Below are 17,643 nucleotides of genomic sequence, written 5' to 3'. Positions count from 1 at the left end.
CAGTATATTGAGCATCGAGCAGTGCTTTTAACTGTATAAATGCCTATATTCGGTGTTAATCCACGGCAAAGAACGCTTTCACAGAGGGGATATCAACCGTGCGCACGCAACACCAGTCAAAACGTGAGCTGGACAAGATTGATCGCAATATCCTGCGGATCCTGCAGGCGGATGGACGAATTTCGTTCACCGAACTGGGCGAGCGGGTCGGCCTGTCGACCACGCCCTGCACTGAGCGGGTCAGAAGGCTTGAGCGTGAAGGCATCATCATGGGTTACAACGCCCGGCTTAACCCGCAAAGCCTCAAGGCCAGCCTGCTGGTGTTCGTCGAGATCAGCCTGGATTACAAGTCCGGCGACACCTTTGAGGAGTTCCGCCGCGCGGTATTGAAACTGCCGCACGTGCTGGAATGCCACCTGGTGTCGGGCGACTTCGACTACCTGGTGAAGGCGCGTATTTCGGAGATGGCGTCGTACCGCAAGCTGCTCGGCGACATCCTGCTCAAACTGCCGCACGTGCGCGAGTCCAAGAGCTATATCGTGATGGAAGAAGTGAAAGAGAGCCTGAACCTGCCGATTGCCGACTGAGCCGTGCGCTACACCAGCACTTGCCGGGTCGAGGCAATGTAGTCGTGCACCTGCTTCTCGACGCGAGGGTGAATCAGCTCGACGGGGCGTCGGCCGTTGGGGCACGGCAGGGTTTGCGTGGTGCCGAACAGGCGGCAGATCAGCGGGCGCTCGTCGTACACCGTGCACCCCTGAGGCCCGAGGTGTACGCAGTTCAGCTCGTTCAGGGCCGCGTCCTGCTCCGCAGCGGTCTTGCGCGGGAGGCGGGCCATTTCCTCGGATGACGTGGTCACCGGGCCGCAGCAGTCATGGCAGCCGGGCACACACTCGAACGAGGGAATCTGGCGGCGTAACTCGCGGACTTTCTGAAGGTTACAGCTCATTGAAACGATCACCCGGACACAATGCAGGGATTTTGCCTCAGTTGGCAGGCTCATGACAGCAGCTTATCCTCCAGAGACTTTCCAGCGCCGCCAACAGGACATGTCCATGAACGCCCGCGTTCAGAATCCCGCCCAGCCAGACGCCCACACCGCTTCCTACTATGCCGCCAGCAGCCATCCACAACCGGATCATCCGGCGCTGCGAGGCGAAGTGAAGGTCGATGTGTGCGTGGTGGGCGGCGGGTTTTCAGGGCTCAACACCGCGATCGAACTGGCCGAGCGCGGCCTGAGCGTGGCATTGCTGGAAGCGCGCAAGATCGGCTGGGGCGCCAGCGGACGTAATGGCGGTCAGTTGATTCGCGGCGTGGGTCATGGCGTTGAGCGGTTCGCCAATGTCATCGGCAGCGACGGTGTACGCCAGCTCAAGCTGATGGGCATCGAGGCCGTTGAAATCGTGCGTCGGCGGGTCGAAAAGCACAGTATCGATTGCGCGCTGAAATGGGGTTATTGCGACCTGGCCAACAAGCCGCGTGACCTGACCCACCTGGCTGAAGATGCCGACGAGTTGCGCAGCCTGGGTTATCGCCACGAGCTGAAGCTGGTGCAGCCCGACCAGATGCGCAGCGTGGTCGGTTCGGATCGGTATGTGGGTGGGCTGATCGACATGGGCTCCGGGCATCTGCACCCCCTGAACCTGGCACTGGGCGAAGCGGCGGTTGCGAAATCGCTGGGCGTGCAACTGTTCGAACATTCCGACGTAACGCGCATCGACTACGGTCCGCAGGTCAAGGTGCACACCGCCCAGGGTTGCGTCCTGGCGAGCACGCTGGTGCTGGGCTGCAATGCGTACCTGAAAGACCTGAACCCGGCGATCAGCGGCAAGGTATTGCCCGCAGGCAGCTACATCATTGCGACCGAACCCTTGAGCCCGGCGCAAGCCAATGAACTGCTGCCGCAGGACATGGCGGTGTGCGACCAGCGTGTGACGGTGGATTACTATCGACTGTCGGCCGACCGCCGCCTGTTGTTCGGCGGTGCCTGTCATTACTCGGGCCGCGACCCGCAGGACATCGCTGCCTACATGCGACCCAAGATGCTGGACGTATTCCCGCAACTGGCCAGCGTGAGGATCGATTATCAGTGGGGCGGCATGATCGGCATCGGTGCCAACCGCCTGCCGCAGATCGGTCGGCTCAAGGACCAACCCAACGTGTTCTATGCACAGGCCTATTCCGGCCACGGCGTAAACGCCACGCACCTGGCTGGCCGTCTGCTGGCCGAAGCCATCGCCGGACAGCACAGCGATGGCTTCGAACTGTTCGCCAGGGTTCCGCACATGACCTTTCCGGGCGGTAAGCACCTGCGCTCGCCACTGCTGGCGTTGGGCATGCTCTGGCACCGACTGAAAGAGCTGCGCTGAAGACCTGCTACCTCCAGAACGGCTTCATCGCTTCGGCCCTGGCCTGCCATGCATCGAGGCCCACATCGCGCAGTTCGTCGTCGGTCATCTGCAACAGGGTGCGACGGGTCGTCCAGCGATGGCGATAGCGTGCCCAGCGACCCATGCCTGCCGGCGCTTCAGATTGATCTGCGTGAACGGCCTTGATCGCAGTCGAGAGCGTGTTATCCAGTTCCTGACTGTGAAGCATCAATCGTACGTCGCTTAACCCGTTCATTTCTGATTCCTCTATCACGGGTGGGTGTGGCTCCATGATGAGGCGAACGCACAAACCATTACAGATTCAAAAACCAGTTATATTTTCCATACAGAAGATTTAAAACCGCCGCTGAATGCTGTATTTTTGCGCAATCTGTATTGCTTATCCCGTTCAACTCCATTCGAGAGTACGCCATGACGCTGTACGTCAACCTTGCCGAATTGTTGGGCTCGCGGATCGAAAAGGGCCTTTATCGCCCTGGCGACCGCCTGCCTTCCGTGCGCGCGCTCAGCGTTGAGCACGGCGTCAGCCTGAGTACCGTGCAGCAGGCGTACCGCGTACTGGAAGACAGCGGACTGGCAACACCCAAACCCAAGTCGGGCTATTTCGTTTCGGCCAGTCGCCAGGCCCCGGCACTCCCTGTGGTCGGCCGGCCAGTACAGCGGCCGGTGGATATCTCACAGTGGGATCAAGTGCTGGACCTGATCCGGGTCTCGCCTCTTGGCGCCGTCACGCAACTGGGACGGGGGATGCCTGACGTCTCCAGCCCTACGCTGAAACCGCTGATGCGGGCTCTTGGCCAGTTGAGCCGCCATCAGGACATGCCAGGTCTGTATTACGACAATATCTACGGCGTCCATACACTTCGTGAGCAGATCGCCCGGCTGCTGCTGGATTCGGGCTGCCACCTGACCGCCAATGACCTGATCATCACCACCGGCTGCCACGAAGCACTGTCGGCCAGCATCAGAGCCATCTGCTCGCCTGGCGACATCGTGGCGGTGGATTCGCCGAGCTTTTTCGGTGCCATGCAGACCCTCAAGGGGCTGGGCATGAAGGCGCTGGAAATCCCGACCGACCCGCTTACCGGCATCAGCCTGGAAGCGCTGGAACTGGCGCTGGAACAGTGGCCGATCAAGGCGATCCAGTTGACGCCCAGCTGCAACAATCCCTTGGGCTATGTGATGCCGGAAGCACGCAAGCGCGCGCTGCTGACACTGGCGCAGCGCTTCGACGTGGCGATTATCGAAGACGACGTGTATGGCGACCTGTCCTTCACTTACCCGCGTCCACGCACCATCAAGTCCTTTGACGAAGATGGCCGGGTGTTGCTGTGCAGTTCGTTCTCCAAAACCCTGGCGCCCGGCCTGCGGATCGGCTGGGTCGCGCCCGGTCGTTATCTGGAGCGGGTACTGCACATGAAATACATCAGCACCGGCTCGACTGCACCGCAGCCGCAACTGGCAATTGCCGACTTCATCGAGGGCGGCCACTACGAACCGCACCTGCGGCGCATGCGCACGCAGTATCAGCGCAGCCGCGACGTGATGATCGATTGGGTGATGCGTTATTTCCCGCAGGGCACCCGCGTCAGTCGCCCGCAAGGCAGCTTCATGCTGTGGGTGGAACTGGCCGAGGATTTCGACACGCAACGGCTGAATCGCGTCTTGCTGGACAGGGGCGTGCAGATCGCCGTGGGCAGTATTTTTTCCGCCTCGGGCAAGTACCGCAACTGCATGCGCATGAACTACGCTGCCAAGCCGACACCGAAAATCGAGAACGCAGTGCGCATCGTCGGCGAGACCATCGCACAGCTCATTGCGCAAACTGACTGACGCTGGCAAATTTTTCCCGGTTTTGTGGGTCTTATCGCCAAACCGAGCCGAGCCTGGTACTGGATAATCAATTTGAAGAACTCATGGGCCTTGCCCTTTTCCTTGCTGGTTGCGCTGTGCGTCAGCGGTTGCGCACATCAAGCCCCGCTCGGTGAGCCAAGCCAGGCCATACCGTCTTCAGACTCAGCCTTCGGCCGGTCGATTCAGGCGATGGCACAACCCCACGAAGGACGTTCGGGCTTTCGGCTGCTGCCCGACAGCAGTGACGCGTTCAAAGCACGTGCCGAGCTGATCCGTAATGCGAAAAGCAGCCTCGACCTGCAGTATTACATCGTCCACGATGGCCTGAGTACGCGGGCATTGATCGACGAACTGCTCAAGGCTGCCGACCGTGGCGTCCGTGTGCGCATCCTGCTGGACGACACCACCAGCGACGGCCTGGACCAGGCCATTGCCACCCTCGCCGCCCACCCGAACATTCAGATTCGCCTGTTCAATCCGCAGAACCTGGGACGCGAGACCGGTGTCACCCGAAGCCTCGGCAGGCTGATGAACCTGTCGCGTCAGCATCGGCGCATGCACAACAAGCTGTGGCTGGCGGACAACAGCGTCGCCATCGTCGGCGGGCGCAACCTGGGCGACGAATACTTCGATGCCGAGCCCAACCTGAATTTCACCGACATCGACATGCTGAGCGTCGGGCCGGTCGCCGAGCAGCTCGGGCACAGTTTCGATCAGTACTGGAACAGCACGCTGAGCAAGCCCATCGATGACTTCATGTACGTGTTGCCTGACGCTCAGGACCTGGCCAAAGCCAGGCAACGGCTTTCTGCCTCTCTGGAGCAGGCGCACCAGCAGCACAAGGCGCTGTATGAGCGCCTGATGGCGTACAAGACCGAACCGCGCATGAAGACCTGGCTCAACGAACTGGTCTGGGCCTGGAACCAGGCGCTGTGGGATGCACCCACCAAGGTGCTGGCGCGGGGCGAGCCAGACCCGCACCTGCTGCTGACCACGCAACTGGCGCCGGAGCTGTTGAACACCCACAAAGAGCTGATGCTGATCTCGGCCTACTTCGTACCCGGCCAGGAAGGCTTGCTGTACCTCACCGGCCGGGCCGACGCAGGCGTAGATGTCAGCCTGCTGACCAACTCGCTGGAGGCCACAGACGTGCCCGCCGTGCATGGCGGTTATGCCCCCTATCGCAAGGCGCTGCTGGAACACGGGGTCAAGCTGTTCGAACTGCGCCGCCAGCCTGGCGATACCGAAACCATGCGTGGCAGCGGCCCGCACCTGTTCAAGAAAAGCCAGTCCTTCGTCAGTTCTGAGTCCAGCCTGCACAGCAAGGCGATGATTTTCGACCGGCAGAAAGTGTTTGTCGGCTCGTTCAACTTCGACCCTCGCTCAGTGCTGTGGAACACCGAAGTCGGCGTGCTGGTCGACAGCCCGCAACTGGCTGACGAACTGCGCGAGCTGACGCTGCAGGGCATGGCACCCTCGCTCACTTACGAGGCCCGACTGGAGGACGGCAAGGTGGTCTGGGTGACCGAAGACAATGGCGTCATCCACACCCTGCACACCGAGCCCGGCGACTGGTGGCGGCGTTTCAATGCGTGGATGAGCAAGGCGATTGGTCTGGAACGGATGCTCTAGGCCTTCGCGGCACTCACACCAAACGCGCCGCGCCGCAGGGTCAGGATCAGCAACCCGAACGCTCCCGCAGCCATCAGCAACGGCAAGGCATCGATGCTGACCCACTGACTGCCTGCACCTGCCGCCAAAGGCCCCAGCAGGCAGCCGATGCCCCAGAGCTGCGCCACATGCGCGTTGGCACGTACCAGCGCATCATCGCGATAACGCTCGCCGATCAGAATCAGCGACAGCGTGAACAGGCCACCGGCACTGGCACCGAACAGCACCCACAGCGGCCAGATCACCACCGTACTGACCAGCAGCGGAATGGCCAGACTGGACACCATCAGCGCCCCCGCACAACCGGTGAACAGCGTGCGGCGCGAGATACGGTCCGCCAACAGTCCGATCGGCAATTGCAGCACCGCGTCGCCCACGACAACGGCGCTGACCATCATCAGGGCGATCTCGGGTGTGAAACCATGCCGAATGCAGTAGATCGGCAGCAACGTCAGGATCAGCGCCTCGAACGCTGCAAACAACGCAACGGCCCAGGCGATGGCAGGCATGCCGCGACAGAAACCGAGCAGATCGGCAAACGACACACTGCTCGACTCCGTCGACGGCGCGCCGGTGCGCCCCAACAGCAGGAAGGGCGAGCAGGTCATCAACAATACGCCGACCCAGAAGCCGTAGTCGGCCTCGGTGCCCATCACGCCCAGCAGCAGCGGCCCGGCCAACTGGCTCAGGGCATACGTGCTGCCGTACAAGGCAACCAGCCGGCCGCGCAGGCGCTCGATCACCAACTGGTTGATCCAGCTCTCACCGAGGATGAAGACAATGGTCAGGATCATGCCCAGCATCAGACGCAAAACCAGCCAGACCGGATAGTAAGGCAGCAACGCCAGAACGCCGACCGACACAGCGCCGCCCCACAGACACAGCCGCATCAGATGGGCAGTCCCGAACCGCGACGCCAACGCACTGGCCACGCCCGCACCGACCAGCACGCCCACTGCAGGCATCGCCGCCATGACGCCAATGGCGAACGAGCCGTAGCCCCAGTCTGCCAGCCTCAGCGACACCAGCGGCATGCTGACGCCAATGGCCAGGCCGACACTCAGAATCGAGGCCAGAACGGCGAAATAAGTACCCCAACGCATGGCTCTCACTCTGTACTCGGCGTTATACGCAGGTGTCGTTGTCTTGATACGAAACCCGATGGGAGACACCGCCATGCCTGACACGGGCCTGTCTGTGGCAGGCGTCTTGTTGACGATAAGCGTGGAAAATGAACGCGACCAAACGCCCCCGCACTGGACGGGGACGCTTGAGAGGAGCGACAGCTTACAGCTTGATCCAGGTGGATTTCAGCTCGGTGTATTTGTCGAACGCGTGCAGCGACTTGTCGCGCCCGTTGCCCGATTGCTTGAAGCCACCGAACGGCGCGGTCATGTCGCCGCCGTCGTATTGATTGACCCACACGCTACCGGCACGCAAGGCTTTTGCCGTCAGGTGCGCCTTGGAGATGTTGGCGGTCCAGACAGCAGCGGCCAGGCCGTACTGCGTGTCATTGGCGATCTGGATCGCTTCTTCGGCCGTGTCAAAGGTCAGCACCGAAAGCACGGGGCCGAAGATCTCTTCCTGAGCGATTTTCATGGCGTTGTTCACGCCGTCAAAGATCGTCGGCTCAACGTACGTGCCACCGGTTTCTTCAAGAATGCGCTTGCCACCCGCCACCAGCTTGGCACCGTCGGCGTGACCGGCCTCAATGTACGACAGCACGGTGTTCATCTGCTGGGTATCGACCAGCGCGCCAACCGTTGTCGCCGGGTCCAGCGGGTTGCCGGGCTTCCAGCCTTTCAGCGCCTCGATCACCAGCGGCAGGAAACGATCCTTGATGGAGCGCTCCACCAGCAGACGTGAACCGGCGGTGCAGACCTCGCCCTGGTTGAAGGCGATGGCACTGGCTGCCGCTTGCGCAGCGGCCTGCAAGTCCGGTGCGTCGGCGAAGACGATGTTCGGGCTCTTGCCACCGGCTTCCAGCCAGACGCGCTTCATGTTGGATTCGCCCGAATAGACCATCAACTGCTTGGCAATCTTCGTCGAGCCGGTGAACACCACCGTGTCCACGTCCATGTGCAGCGCCAGTGCCTTGCCGACCGTATGGCCGTAACCCGGCAGCACGTTGAGTACGCCGGCAGGAATGCCCGCCTCGATGGCCAGTTGCGCAATACGAATGGCCGTCAGCGGGGATTTTTCCGACGGCTTGAGCACCACAGAGTTACCGGTCGACAGCGCAGGCCCCAGCTTCCAGCAAGCCATCATCAACGGGAAATTCCAGGGCACGATGGCGGCGACTACGCCCACCGGCTCGCGCGTTACAAGACCAAGCTGATCATGAGGCGTCGCCGCGACTTCGTCGTACAGCTTGTCGATGGCCTCGCCGCTCCAGCTCAACGCCCCGGCCGCACCAGGCACGTCGATCCCGAACGAATCGCTGATCGGCTTGCCCATGTCCAGCGTTTCCAGCAGGGCCAACTCTTCGGCATTCTGCTTGAGCAGGCCAGCGAAGCGAATCATGGTCGCCTTGCGCTTGGCAGGTGCCAGACGCGACCATGCGCCGGAGTTGAACACACTGCGGGCACTGTCTACCGCGCGCTGAGCATCGGCGGCATCACAACTGGCCACCCTGGCAAGCATCCGGCCATCGACCGGGCTGACGCAGTCAAAGGTTTCGCCGGACGCGGCGTTGGTGTACTCACCTTGGATGAAGGCACGGCCTTCGATCTTCAAATTCTGGGCACGCTTCTCCCAGTCGGCACGAGTCAGGGTGGTCATGTGGATCTCCTCCTCTTGTTGAACAGGCGTGTGTCATGGTTGATTAAAGACACCATTCGACCTTTCAGGGTAAACGCCACCCTAAACCAGCGGCCGGGCAAAAACCAATATATTTGACATAACCGCCGATAAAAGCTCTTTTTTGTTGATTTTATTAAACACAGGTTTGAACCATCACGGCACCATTGCCGGATGCACTCGTCAAACCTTCATCCCATTGCATCAGAGGCCAGCCCGGTATGAGTATCGAAAGCATCGTCGACTTCAATGAAGCCAGCACCGCGCCAGAGCACTATCGACCCGCTCCGGAAAAGATCTTCAAAGGTGATCCTGCACAGACGGTCTACAACCATTACAACAGCCCCTGCGGGCAACTGAGTGCAGGGGTCTGGGAAGGCGAGCAGGGACAGTGGCAGGTCAATTACACCGAGCACGAATACTGCGAAATCGTGCATGGCGTCTCGGTTCTGCGCGATGAGCATGGCCACGCCAAGACATTGCGGGCAGGCGACAGGTTTGTGATTCCCGCCGGATTCAAGGGCACCTGGGAGGTGCTGGAGGCCTGTCGCAAGATTTACGTGGTGTTTGAGGCAGCGACTATAAATAAATAACGCCAGACGCCCTGCTGATTGGACGAGTCTAGGGGCGTCCATTCCGGACATCACTCATAAAGGACTATGAAAATGACCAACCAGGAAATCACCCTGACCCTGCAATACCTGATCGGCAGCCGCTACGTGCCTGCCGTAAAGCCTTACATCAGCGAGCTGACCTCTCGACGCGCCGTTGTCTGGCAAGGCGATGTGACCACCGCTGAAATCAACCCTGAGCGCGTCCGCATTGAAACCGACCCGGCGGGTCTGATCTGCGGATTCAGCTTCAACTGATCAAGACCTCGTTTCAAGGATGAAACAGAGCAGTCACTATCGGCACTCTTCATAAAGGACTATGAAAAATGACCAACGATGAAATCACTCTGGCCCTTCACTACTTGATTGGCAGCCGCTACGTACCGACGGTCAAGGCCTACATCAGCGAACTGACGGGCAGAACACGCATCGTGGGGCCGCTGGATCGCAGCGACCGGATGTTTGACCGCAACCGCGTCAAGATAGCCGTCGACAAGGCGGGGCTGATTTCGGCGTTCAGGTTCGCCTGACACCCACAGCCATCCCCAAACGCCAGACACAAAAAAGCCCGCGATAAAGCGGGCTTTTTTGCAGGAGACAGAATCAATTACTTGATTTTGCCTTCTTTGTACATCACGTGCTTACGTACAACCGGATCGAATTTTTTGATTTCGATTTTATCCGGGGTAGTACGTTTGTTCTTGTCGGTGGTGTAGAAATGGCCTGTACCAGCGCTCGACACCAAACGGATCAATTCACGCATGATTCTCTCCCTTAAATTTTGCCGTCGCGACGCAGTTCAGCGAGCACAACTTCAATGCCACGCTTGTCGATGATACGCATGCCTTTAGCAGATACGCGCAGACGAACAAAACGCTTCTCGCCTTCAACCCAGAAGCGGTGATGCTGCAGGTTTGGCAGGAAACGACGACGGGTTTTGTTGTTTGCGTGGGAAATGTTATTCCCGGTTACCGGACCCTTACCGGTAACTTGACAGACTCTCGACATGCCTCAGCCCTCTAAAACCACATGCCCAACCCGGCATGGGTTGGCCGCTTAATCTCTCAGTCATTTGGCGCCAGGCGCCGCGTTTCTTTAAGGGTCTTACCGGCTACACCTACAGTGAAGGAACCGGGCCCCTAGAAAAGAGCGCTGCTTTATACCAGAAAGCCTTGCGCGCAACAACAGGCAATGCACTCTACAGTAAATGAACGGACCTTGCGCGGCGGCTGAATCAAGCCATGCGCGGGGTGCTGGCAAAAAGACCGCTCGTCGCTCCGTGGCGATTGTTCTGCGCCAGCACATGGTCTAGGGTTAGTCCCTCACCAGACTGCGCCGGCAGATGGGGCCCTTTCTGAACAGGAATTTCGCCATGCGCCTTGCTGCACTCCCCTTTTTGCTCGTCCCGCTGTTGCTCCCCATCGCCTCTCAGGCGGCGAGCCTGGCGGTTTGCACCGAAGCCAGCCCTGAAGGCTTCGACGTGGTGCAATACAACTCCCTGACCACCACCAACGCGTCGGCCGATGTGCTGATGAACCGCCTGGTGGATTTTGATGCCCAGAGCGGCAAGCTGATACCGAGCCTGGCTGACCACTGGACGGTCTCCGACGACGGCCTGACCTATACCTTTACGCTGCGCTCGGGCGTGAAGTTTCATACCACTGACTACTTCACGCCCACTCGCGAACTGACGGCCGACGACGTGCTGTTCAGCTTCAAGCGCATGCTCGACCCGCAGAACCCGTGGCACAAGATCGCGCAGAGCGGCTTCCCGCATGCGCAGTCCATGCAGCTGCCTGCGCTGATCAAGAGCATTGATGCGCCTGACGCGCACACGGTGAAGTTCACCCTGAACCGCGCCGACTCCACGTTCCTTGCGACACTGAGCATGGGCTTTGCCTCGATCTATTCGGCCGAGTACACCGCGCAGTTGCTCAAGGCAGGCACGCCGGAAAAACTCAACAGCCAGCCCATTGGCACCGGGCCGTTCGTGTTCAAGCGCTTCCAGAAAGATGCCGTGGTGCGTTACGAAGCGTTCAAGGACTACTTCGCGGGCAAGTCCGACGTCGACACCCTGATCTACGCCATCACCCCGGACGCCAACGTGCGCCTGCAGAAGATCCGCCAGAACGAATGCCAGATTGCGCTTTCACCCAAGCCACTGGATATCCAGGCCGCCAGCAAGGATGCCTCACTGAAGGTCGAGAAGACCGAAGCGTTCATGACCGCGTTCGTAGCCATCAACAGCCAGCATCCGCCGTTCGATAAACCGCAGGTGCGTCAGGCCGTGAACCTTGCGTTCGACAAGGCCAATTACCTCAAGGCCGTGTTCGAAGGCACTGCAGAAACCGCCAACGGGCCTTATCCACCCAACACCTGGAGTTTCGCCAAGGACCTGCCTGGTTACCCGCATGACGTTGCCAAAGCCAAGGCACTGCTGGCCGAGGCTGGCCTGAAGGACGGTTTCAAGACCACGATCTGGACACGCCCCTCCGGCAGCCTGCTGAACCCGAACCCGAGCCTGGGTGCTCAGTTGCTGCAGGCCGACCTGAAGCAGATCGGCATTGATGCAGAGATCAGGGTCATCGAATGGGGCGAGCTGATTCGCCGCGCCAAGGCAGGTGAGCACGACCTGCTGTTCATGGGGTGGGCCGGAGACAATGGCGACCCGGATAACTTCCTGACGCCTCAGTTCTCCTGCGCTGCCGTGCAATCGGGCACCAACTTCGCCCGTTACTGCGACAAGACCCTGGACACACTGATCAGCGACGGCAAATCCACCAGCGATCAGGCCGCACGCAGCAAGCTCTACCACCAGGCCCAGACGCAGATCCAGCAGCAGGCCCTGTGGATTCCCCTCGCCCACCCGACCGCCGCTGCACTGACGCGCAAGGACGTGACGGGCTATCAGGTCAGCCCGTTCGGGCGGCAGGATTTCTACAAGGTGCAGGTGAAGTAACATGCTTGCCGTTGAGCATGCCTCTGCTAGGCGCTCAACGTCACATACGTGCCTGCGGAGCAAACGCAGGCACCTGTGGGAGTGAGCTTGCTCACGAATAGGCCGGTACAGTTTCCAGAAAAGAAGCTTCTGGAACACAGCCTTCGCGAGCAAGCTCGCTCCCACCAGGTTGTGTGCGCACTCAAGAAAATCGTCCGAGAGACTTGGCGCAGAGCGTGGTAACGATCAACACGCTCTACATCAACCCCCGCTCCACCATCGACAATGGCTCGCCATCCCCGACGATCACATGGTCCAGGACCTGAACGTCAATCAGCAGCAAGGCCTCCTTGAGGCGCTTGGTCAGGTCGATGTCGGAACGGCTGGGGTCGGTAATGCCCGAAGGGTGGTTGTGGCACAGGATCAGGCTGGCGGCATTGTGGGCCATGGCACGCTTTACCACCTGCCGGGGATGCACGTACGCCGAGTTGATCGTGCCGCGAAACAGCACTTCGAACGTCATGACCCGATGCTTGTTATCCAGAAACAGGCAGCCGAACACCTCATGCGGCTCATGACGCAATAACGCCTTGAGGTAGCTACGAACCTGCTGGGGATTTTCCAGCGCCGAATCACGGCGCACCGATTCGGCCATGTGTCGACGCGCCATTTCCATGACAGCCTGTAACTGAGCGAACTTGGCGGGTCCCAGGCCCAGTTGCGCCGTGAAATCCTGCAGATTCGCATCCAGTAACGGTCTGAGGCCGCCAAACTGATTCAATAGATGACGAGCAAGGTCTACAGCGCTTTTTCCGGCCACACCCGTGCGTAAAAAGATGGCCAGCAACTCGGCGTCGGACAGACTGCCCGCACCCAACGCCAACAAACGTTCCCGTGGGCGTTCGGCCGTGGGCCAACTGCGAATACTCATAACACCTCCCTGTGGTTGAGCACCTGTTCCGGTGCGGTCGCTGTGCTATCTTAGCCCATCTTTTTTGCGCGACGATCTGGCCTGGGGAGGCGTCCTGGCCGTCGCGTCAACACTTGACCAAAAAGGCAGGCCTATGCAGCGGCTGTATCGAAAACGCATCGTTCTGGGCGTCGGCGGCGGCATCGCAGCCTACAAAAGCGCCGAGCTGGTTCGCCGCTTGCGCGACCAGGGTGCGGAAGTCCGTGTCGTCATGACCCGAGGCGGGGCCGAATTCATCACGCCCCTGACCATGCAGGCCCTTTCCGGCCACCCTGTGCACCTGGACTTGCTCGACCCGGCGGCCGAGGCGGCCATGGGGCATATCGAACTGGCCAAATGGGCCGACCTGATCCTGATCGCACCCGCCACGGCCGACCTGATCGCCCGCCTGGCACAAGGCATCGCCAACGACTTGCTGACCACCGTCGTGCTGGCCACAGACGCGACCGTCGCCATCGCCCCGGCGATGAACCAGGCCATGTGGCGCGATGCGTCGGTACAGGCCAATACCCGTTTGCTGGAAGAACGTGACTTTCGTGTATTCGGTCCGGCATCCGGCAGCCAGGCCTGCGGCGACGTGGGTTTTGGGCGCATGCTCGAAGCCGATGACCTGGCGCAGTGCGCTGCGGATTGCTTCCAGCGCCTGTGCCTGACCGGCAAGCACGTGCTGATCACGGCGGGCCCGACCCAGGAAAACATCGACCCGGTGCGTTACATCACCAACCACAGCTCCGGCAAAATGGGTTTTGCCCTGGCCGAAGCGGCCGTGGAAGCGGGTGCGCGGGTGACGCTGATCACCGGGCCCGTCAACCTGCCGACGCCGGATCGCGTTTCGCGCATCGATGTGGTCAGTGCCCGCGACATGCTGGCGGCGTGCGAAGCAGCCATTCCCTGCGACCTGTTCATCGCTTCGGCTGCGGTTGCGGATTACCGCCCGGAAGTCATCGCGCCTCACAAACTCAAGAAAGATCCTACGAACGGTGACGGCCTGTTGCTGCAGATGGTCCGCAACCCGGACATCCTCGCCACCATCGCCACCCGCCCGGATCGCCCGTTCAGTGTCGGCTTCGCCGCCGAGACCGAGCACCTGCTCGACTACGCTGCACGCAAGCTCAAGGATAAGAACCTCGACCTGATCGTCGCCAATGACGTGGCCAATCCCAGCATTGGCTTCAACAGCGAAGAGAACGCCTGCAGCGTGATCGACCGAGCGTTGCACCCGACGCTCTTCGCCCAGACCAGCAAGGCCAAGATTGCCCGCCAGCTGATCACTTTTATCGCCGACCGTATGAATCAGGTTTAATCACGCATGCACGCTCTACAAGCCAAGATCCTCGACCCTCGTATTGGCAACGAATTTCCGCTTCCGACCTATGCCACTGTCGGTTCCGCCGGCCTGGACCTGCGCGCCATGCTCAAGGAAGACACCGTGCTTGCGCCCGGCCAGACCTTGCTGATCCCCACAGGCCTGTCGATCTACATCGGTGATCCCGGCCTTGCAGCCCTGATCCTGCCGCGCTCGGGCCTGGGCCACAAACACGGCATCGTACTGGGCAATCTGGTCGGCCTGATCGACTCCGATTATCAGGGCGAGCTGATGGTGTCCTGCTGGAACCGTGGCCAGACTGCATTCAACCTCTCGGTTGGCGAGCGCATCGCGCAACTGGTGCTGGTGCCTGTGGTACAGGCGCACTTCGAACTGGTTGAAGCGTTCGATGAAAGCCAGCGCGGCGCAGGCGGCTTTGGGCATTCCGGCAGTCACTGATCGCCAATTGAAACGTCGCATCGGCTCATTGAGATGGGCATGGGGAGAGGTCGTTGAAAGGCAGTCAGCACAGTGCTTCAAAACAAGCCGTATCGGCCACCTTTGCGCTGCCTGCTGCGAGCATAAAGGCACTCTCTCCCGGGCTCGTTCCCGCCGCAATCGGCCTTGCAGCAGCCATGGCCGTTGCCTGGCTGGGCGTCGCCAATAACCCGCAGGATCAAGGTCGGCTTGCGCAGGCCCTGGGCAGCAGCCAGGCTCAGGCCGTGAACCTGGCGCTCGGACAGATCAGTGCCGACACTCAGGCGGCAGCGACGAGTGCAGCGCTGGTCCAGGCCCTGCAAAACAGCGACGCCACCGCACTGGCGGCCGCGCAGGACCATCTCACACGCTGGGACGGCCTGGCAGGCGCACGTCTGAACCCCAAGGGCATGACCGATGTCGACCCGACAGGCTCACTGCCTGTCACGTTCGCCACACTGGACATGCTGAACAAGGCAGCACGCGCAGAAGCCGTTGCACCCGAGGCACGCAAGACCGGCGAACGCTGGCTGATCTACAGCGCCGCTCCCGTACGGGCCGATGCCAGCCAGCCCGTCAGCGGCACGTTGCTGCTGGCGTTCGACCCCAAACGCTTGCTCAATGCATTGCCGACACTGCCTGCCGATGCCGGGCAAGTGGTCTTGAGTCAACAGTTCGGCACCGGCCCCGCTCAGGTTTTCCTGCAGCGCGGCGAAGCCGGAGGCGGCAAGCCGCAGAGCTTTGACACGGGCTACCCCGGCTGGAAACTGGAGTTCTCGCCAGCGGCCACGTCAAAAACAGCATCCTCGATCCTGTTTTTATTACTGGCCCTGGTGATCGCTGCAGCGGGCGTATTACTGGGCCTGCACCGCAACGAGCGGGCCTTGCAGAAGCGTATTTGTGCTGACGCTCGTCAGCTTGATCAGTTGCTTCAAGAACTCTCGAGCGGAAAAGCCGTCAAACCGTTCGGTTTGAGCCTTCCGGCCCTTGGTGGCCTGGCTCAGGCCCTGGCTCGTGTTTCGCTTCGTGATAAACCCAAGGCCTCTTCCGCCCTGGTCACGAGCAAGGAAAACGACGCACCTATGACGACAGGCAGCGCGTCGAATCCTATCGCTGCTCCTGGCACCGATTGGACAAATCCGCTGTTTCAAGATACCGATATTCTCGATATCGACCTTCTCGACGAAAACCAGGACTTCCTGAGATCGGAGCATCCCATCGCTATGAACAGCCCAGCATCCGTGGCACCCAAACTCCCTGACACCATTTTTCGCGCCTACGACATCCGTGGCGTGGTCGGGGACACCCTCAGCGCTGAGACCGCCTACTGGATCGGCCGCGCCATTGGCTCCGAGAGCCTTGCGCAGAACGAACCCAATGTCAGCGTTGGCCGCGATGGCCGCCTTTCCGGCCCCGAGCTGGTCGAACAATTGATCCAGGGCCTGCACGACAGCGGCTGCCACGTCAGTGACGTTGGCCTGGTGCCGACACCTGCGCTGTATTACGCAGCCAACGTGCTGGCGGGCAAGACCGGCGTCATGCTGACCGGCAGCCACAACCCGAAAGACTACAACGGCTTCAAGATCGTGATCGCCGGCGACACCCTCGCCAACGAGCAGATCCAGGCGCTGCACGAGCGCATCAAGACCAACAACCTGACATCGCAAAAAGGCAGCATCACCAAAGTCGACATCCTCGATCGCTACTTCAAGCAGATCAAGGACGACATCGTCATGGCCCGCAAGCTCAAGGTCGTGGTCGATTGCGGCAACGGCGCGGCAGGCGTGATCGCCCCGCAATTGATCGAAGCGCTGGGCTGTGAAGTGATCTCCCTGTTTGCCGAGGTCGACGGTAACTTCCCGAACCATCACCCGGATCCGGGCAAGCTGGAAAACCTTCAGGACCTGATCGCCAAGGTCAACGAAACCGGTGCCGACCTGGGCCTGGCGTTCGACGGCGACGGCGACCGCGTCGGTGTCGTGACCAACAAGGGCAACGTGGTCTACCCGGATCGCCTGCTGATGCTGTTCGCCCTTGACGTGCTGAAGCGCAATCCAGGCGCAGACATCATTTTCGACGTGAAATGCACACGCCGCCTGACGCCGCTGATCAGCGAACACGGCGGCCGTCCGGTCATGTGGAAAACCGGTCACTCATTGATCAAGAAAGAGATGAAGAAAAGCGGTGCCCTGCTCGCTGGCGAGATGAGCGGCCACATCTTCTTCAAGGAACGCTGGTTCGGTTTCGACGACGGCATCTACAGCGCGGCACGCCTGCTGGAAATTCTCAGCCAGGAATCGACCTCGGCCGAAGACCTCTTCGAAACCTTCCCGAATGACATTTCGACCCCTGAGATCAACATCAAGGTGACGGACGTCACGAAGTTCAGCATCATCGAAGCCCTTGAGAAAGATGCCCAGTGGGGCGACGCCAAACTGACCAGCATCGACGGAGTCCGCGTAGACTATCCGAAGGGCTGGGGCCTGGTTCGTGCGTCCAATACCACGCCGGTACTGGTGCTGCGCTTCGAAGCCGAAACCGAGGCCGAGTTGCAGCGCATCAAGGACGTGTTCCACGCCGAGCTCAAGAAAGTTGCGCCGGACCTCGATCTTCCTTTTTGATTGCTT

At 60.5% G+C, this 17,643-nt stretch carries 18 protein-coding genes; 11 read left to right on the top strand and 7 right to left on the bottom strand.

Annotated features, from left to right (window positions below):
- Positions 1 to 98: 98 nt before the first annotated feature.
- A complete protein-coding gene (gene dadR, locus BUB69_RS22265) occupies positions 99 to 587 on the top strand; it encodes a transcriptional regulator DadR (RefSeq protein ID WP_004887134.1) in 489 nt (162 codons plus the stop codon).
- Positions 588 to 595: 8 nt separating this feature from the next.
- On the opposite strand, the gene BUB69_RS22260 is transcribed toward dadR, so the two are convergent.
- Positions 596 to 949 (bottom strand): YkgJ family cysteine cluster protein, encoded by a 354-nt coding sequence (locus BUB69_RS22260; RefSeq protein ID WP_024687422.1) that lies wholly within the window; start codon positions 947 to 949, stop codon positions 596 to 598.
- Between the two features lie 106 nt (positions 950 to 1,055).
- On the opposite strand from BUB69_RS22260, the gene BUB69_RS22255 reads away from it, so the two are divergent.
- The gene (locus tag BUB69_RS22255; protein ID WP_073170583.1) at positions 1,056 to 2,369 is read left to right on the top strand and encodes an NAD(P)/FAD-dependent oxidoreductase; all 1,314 of its coding nucleotides are present in this window, start codon (positions 1,056 to 1,058) and stop codon (positions 2,367 to 2,369) included.
- A gap of 7 nt (positions 2,370 to 2,376) precedes the next feature.
- Here the strand turns inward: BUB69_RS22255 and BUB69_RS22250 are convergent, their stop codons facing one another.
- A complete protein-coding gene (locus BUB69_RS22250) occupies positions 2,377 to 2,625 on the bottom strand; it encodes a DUF1127 domain-containing protein (protein WP_073170579.1) in 249 nt (82 codons plus the stop codon).
- 176 nt (positions 2,626 to 2,801) lie between these two features.
- Here BUB69_RS22250 and BUB69_RS22245 point away from each other — a divergent pair, with 176 nt between their 5' ends.
- Both BUB69_RS22245 and BUB69_RS22240 read left to right on the top strand, forming a co-directional pair.
- Entirely contained in the window at positions 2,802 to 4,223 is a 1,422-nt protein-coding gene (locus BUB69_RS22245) for an aminotransferase-like domain-containing protein (protein WP_073170576.1), read from the top strand.
- Positions 4,224 to 4,295: 72 nt separating this feature from the next.
- Positions 4,296 to 5,876, top strand: a complete 1,581-nt coding sequence (locus tag BUB69_RS22240) for a phospholipase D family protein (RefSeq protein WP_073170572.1) — start codon at positions 4,296 to 4,298, stop codon at positions 5,874 to 5,876.
- On the opposite strand, the gene BUB69_RS22235 is transcribed toward BUB69_RS22240, so the two are convergent.
- A complete protein-coding gene (locus tag BUB69_RS22235) occupies positions 5,873 to 7,018 on the bottom strand; it encodes an MFS transporter (protein WP_073170569.1) in 1,146 nt (381 codons plus the stop codon). The two genes, BUB69_RS22240 and BUB69_RS22235, sit on opposite strands and share 4 nt — an antisense overlap.
- A gap of 184 nt (positions 7,019 to 7,202) precedes the next feature.
- Positions 7,203 to 8,696 carry an aldehyde dehydrogenase gene (locus BUB69_RS22230; RefSeq protein WP_073170566.1) on the bottom strand — a complete coding sequence of 498 codons (1,494 nt, stop codon included), beginning with the start codon at positions 8,694 to 8,696 and terminating at the stop codon, positions 7,203 to 7,205.
- 239 nt (positions 8,697 to 8,935) lie between these two features.
- Here BUB69_RS22230 and BUB69_RS22225 point away from each other — a divergent pair, with 239 nt between their 5' ends.
- From BUB69_RS22225 to BUB69_RS22215, 3 genes are all read left to right on the top strand, one after another.
- Complete coding sequence (locus tag BUB69_RS22225) at positions 8,936 to 9,307, top strand: cupin domain-containing protein (protein WP_073170561.1); 372 nt, start codon at positions 8,936 to 8,938, stop codon at positions 9,305 to 9,307.
- 72 nt (positions 9,308 to 9,379) lie between these two features.
- Entirely contained in the window at positions 9,380 to 9,583 is a 204-nt protein-coding gene (locus tag BUB69_RS22220) for a hypothetical protein (protein WP_073170556.1), read from the top strand.
- A gap of 68 nt (positions 9,584 to 9,651) precedes the next feature.
- Positions 9,652 to 9,855, top strand: a complete 204-nt coding sequence (locus BUB69_RS22215) for a hypothetical protein (RefSeq protein WP_073170552.1) — start codon at positions 9,652 to 9,654, stop codon at positions 9,853 to 9,855.
- Between the two features lie 77 nt (positions 9,856 to 9,932).
- Here BUB69_RS22215 and rpmG read toward each other — a convergent pair whose 3' ends face one another.
- Positions 9,933 to 10,088 (bottom strand): 50S ribosomal protein L33, encoded by a 156-nt coding sequence (gene rpmG / locus BUB69_RS22210; RefSeq protein WP_004887154.1) that lies wholly within the window; start codon positions 10,086 to 10,088, stop codon positions 9,933 to 9,935.
- Between the two features lie 11 nt (positions 10,089 to 10,099).
- The gene (gene rpmB, locus BUB69_RS22205) at positions 10,100 to 10,333 is read right to left on the bottom strand and encodes a 50S ribosomal protein L28 (protein WP_002551514.1); all 234 of its coding nucleotides are present in this window, start codon (positions 10,331 to 10,333) and stop codon (positions 10,100 to 10,102) included.
- Between the two features lie 364 nt (positions 10,334 to 10,697).
- Between rpmB and BUB69_RS22200 the strand changes: the two genes are divergently transcribed.
- Positions 10,698 to 12,284, top strand: a complete 1,587-nt coding sequence (locus BUB69_RS22200; protein WP_073170549.1) for an ABC transporter substrate-binding protein — start codon at positions 10,698 to 10,700, stop codon at positions 12,282 to 12,284.
- 235 nt (positions 12,285 to 12,519) lie between these two features.
- Here BUB69_RS22200 and radC read toward each other — a convergent pair whose 3' ends face one another.
- Entirely contained in the window at positions 12,520 to 13,194 is a 675-nt protein-coding gene (gene radC / locus BUB69_RS22195; RefSeq protein WP_024694607.1) for a RadC family protein, read from the bottom strand.
- A 133-nt stretch (positions 13,195 to 13,327) separates the two neighbouring features.
- On the opposite strand from radC, the gene coaBC reads away from it, so the two are divergent.
- Genes coaBC through BUB69_RS29405 form a run of 3 tightly spaced genes read left to right on the top strand, consistent with a single transcriptional unit; the run spans position 13,328 to position 17,637 of the window.
- On the top strand, positions 13,328 to 14,536 hold the full coding sequence (gene coaBC, locus BUB69_RS22190) for a bifunctional phosphopantothenoylcysteine decarboxylase/phosphopantothenate--cysteine ligase CoaBC (RefSeq protein ID WP_073170546.1): 1,209 nt from the start codon (positions 13,328 to 13,330) through the stop codon (positions 14,534 to 14,536).
- Between the two features lie 6 nt (positions 14,537 to 14,542).
- Entirely contained in the window at positions 14,543 to 14,998 is a 456-nt protein-coding gene (dut, locus tag BUB69_RS22185; protein WP_073170542.1) for a dUTP diphosphatase, read from the top strand.
- Positions 14,999 to 15,051: 53 nt separating this feature from the next.
- A complete protein-coding gene (locus BUB69_RS29405) occupies positions 15,052 to 17,637 on the top strand; it encodes a phosphomannomutase/phosphoglucomutase (RefSeq protein ID WP_175561826.1) in 2,586 nt (861 codons plus the stop codon).
- The last annotated feature ends 6 nt before the right edge of the window (positions 17,638 to 17,643 follow it).

It is taken from the genome of Pseudomonas asturiensis, assembly GCF_900143095.1.
Taxonomy (GTDB): Bacteria; Pseudomonadota; Gammaproteobacteria; order Pseudomonadales; family Pseudomonadaceae; genus Aquipseudomonas; species Aquipseudomonas asturiensis.
This window is presented reverse-complemented; position numbering and strand designations above follow the sequence as displayed.